Source organism: Streptomyces caeni (assembly GCF_042678285.1).
GTDB lineage: Bacteria > Actinomycetota > Actinomycetes > Streptomycetales > Streptomycetaceae > Streptomyces > Streptomyces caeni.
Genome location: NZ_JBHUDX010000031.1, coordinates 1 through 2403 on the forward strand (window position 1 = coordinate 1; position 2403 = coordinate 2403).

Here is a 2403-nt window from a genome sequence, read left to right on the forward strand (position 1 = left end):
CCGGGCCGCGGCGACGATCTCCGCCGCCTGCCGCGCGGCGTCCCGCCGTATCGTGCCGGCCTCGCGCTCGGCCGCGGCCCGGATGCGGGCAGCCTCCCGCTGAACCTCTGTCAGTCGCGCGAGGGACGGCTCCAGTTCCGCCGCACGCTCCGCCGTCCGGTCGGCGGGGACTCCGGTGGCGGCTGCTCCCGGTGTGCCGGTCGGACGGAACCGCGCGAGCAAGTCCCGCAGGCTCATCACGGGCGTCCTCCTGACGGTCTGCTCCTCCTTCAGTCTCACCGCTCGTGTGCGGGCTCGCACCAACTGGGGCCGTCTGCTGCTCCACCTGGGCCGATCGGCTCTTGGCCCGGTGCGGCGGGGCGCGAGACTGGGAGGGTGGACAACCGACCGAGTCCGGAGGCTGCCGTGACCGAGCACGAGAACTTCTCCAGCGGCGCCGAGGCTCGCCACACCGTGCCGTCGCACACCTGGCACCCCGGCGAGGAAGCACGACAGGACGCGCTCCTGCGCTACCTGGGCGCCGTCGAAGCGGTCTCGGCCCGGCACCCGGGGGCGCGGCGGCAGCCCGCGCCGGCGCCCGCCTCCCGTCCTGAGGCGGAGGGCACGGCGGCCCGGCCGCCGGAGCCGCCCGCCGAGCCCGAAGGACCGCTGGTGCGGGACGTGATGGAGGTACCCGCGGCGTCCATGCGGGACGACCTGGTGTACCGCGACATCGCGCGCCTGCTGGCGCGCGAGCACATAGGCGCGATCCCGGTGGTCGACGCCGAGGACCGGGTGATCGGTGTGGTGTCGGAGTCCGATCTGCTGGCGAAGGTCGCCTTCGAGGCGTCCGGGCACCGGCCCGGACGCATCGGCCGGCTGCGGGAGCGGAGGATGCACGACAAGGCCCGTGGCGAGACGGCGGCGGACCTGATGACCAGCCCCGCGATCACCGTGCTGCCGGGCGCGACCGTCGCGGAGGCCGCGTGGCTGGCCGCGCTGTCGCGACTGAAGCGGCTCCCGGTCACCGACCACGACGGGCGCCTGGTGGGTGTGGTGCACCGCAACGCGCTGCTCCGGGCCCTCGTCAGGGACGACGCCGCCATCAGGGAGGAGGCCGAGGCGAGGATCCACGCCGTCTGCTCCCCGGCGGACCGTGCCGGCGTCGAGGTGAAGGTGCGCGACGGCGTGGTGGAGCTGACGGGCCGGATGCCGAGGGCGGCGATGCTCAGGCTGGTCGCGGAGGTGGAGGGCATCGACGACGTGGTCGAGGTGGACAACCACCTCACCCCCGTGTGACGCCGGCCGGGACCGCACGGTTTGTCGTCGGATGTCTTTGAGGAGGGAAAGGTCATGCCTCTCACCATTGCCGCGGGAGTGGACGGCTCGCCCGAGAGCGCGGCCGCGGCCGAGTGGGCGGCCCGCGAAGCGGAACTGCGCGGTCTGGCACTGAGGCTCGTCCACGTGGCGGAACCGGTTCCGGACCCCCTGGCGCGGGCCGCGGGGCTCGGGGCGTGGACACCGGGGGAGCGGAGCGGGCGCGGCGAGCGGATCCCCCGTGAAGCGGCGGAGGGCATCCGGCTGCGCCACCCCGGGGTCGAGGTGACGCCGCAACAGCGGGCCGGGCACCCCGCCGAGGCGCTGATCGGTGTGGCGGGGGAGTCGGAACTGCTTGTGCTGGGCTCCCGCGGGCTGAGCGGGGTCGGCGGTTTCCTGGTCGGCTCCGTCGGGCTGGCCGTCGTGGCGCACGCCGAACGGCCCGTGGTGCTGGTCCGCGGCGGGGACCGGGCCGCGGACGCCCGTACGGCGGACTCGCCCAGCAGCCCGTTCTCGACCGCCCCCTACCGTCCCGTCGTCCTGGGACTGGACCTCGGAGACGAGGCCGCGGCGGTCATCGAGTTCGCCTTCGAAGAGGCCGCCGTCCGGGAGACCACGCTGCGCGTCGTCCACGGCTGGTATCCGCCTCCCGCGTTCGAGGGCCTGACCATCGGGCCCGCCGTCCATGTCGAACACGCCCGCCGACGGGCCACCGCCCTGACCGAGGCGCTCCATCCGTGGCGGCGCAAGTTCCCCGCCGTGCGGATCGTCGAGGCGTCACGCCCCGGCAGGCCCGCGAGCCAGTTGATCGAGGCGTCCCGCACCGCCTGCCTCGTCGTCGTGGGACGCAGGACGCGGCGCGGTCCGGTGGGCACCCGCCTCGGGTCGGTCGCGCACGCGGTGCTCCACCACGCCGCGGCGCCCGTCGCCGTCGTCCCGCACGACTGACCGGGGCCGGCCAGGGTGCGTCCGGCGCCGGGAGCGCGGCGTCCGGCACACGGAGCGCGGCGCCACGCGGAGAGCCGAGCGGCGCGTACAGGGGTCGGCCGGACCCGTGTCGGCGGACGGGGTGGGGACCGCCGCTGTGTCCGCCCGGCCCGCGGCAGC

The 2403-nt window shown here is 75.7% G+C and carries 2 protein-coding genes and 1 pseudogene; 2 read left to right on the top strand and 1 reads right to left on the bottom strand.

The window, feature by feature from the left end:
• Positions 1–237: pseudogene (locus ACFSL4_RS13645) on the bottom strand (hypothetical protein); the annotation flags it as partial.
• Between the two features lie 168 nt (positions 238–405).
• Between ACFSL4_RS13645 and ACFSL4_RS13650 the strand changes: the two are divergent.
• Both ACFSL4_RS13650 and ACFSL4_RS13655 read left to right on the top strand, forming a co-directional pair.
• Complete coding sequence (locus ACFSL4_RS13650) at positions 406–1278, top strand: CBS domain-containing protein (RefSeq protein ID WP_381082160.1); 873 nt, start codon at positions 406–408, stop codon at positions 1276–1278.
• A gap of 54 nt (positions 1279–1332) precedes the next feature.
• On the top strand, positions 1333–2244 hold the full coding sequence (locus ACFSL4_RS13655; RefSeq protein ID WP_381082162.1) for a universal stress protein: 912 nt from the start codon (positions 1333–1335) through the stop codon (positions 2242–2244).
• Positions 2245–2403 lie beyond the last annotated feature (159 nt).

Excerpts from the sequence above, each read along its gene's own strand:
- ACFSL4_RS13655 (WP_381082162.1), top strand. The coding sequence starts at position 1,333 with ATGCCTCTCACCATTGCCGCGGGAGTGGACGGCTCGCCCGAGAGCGCG.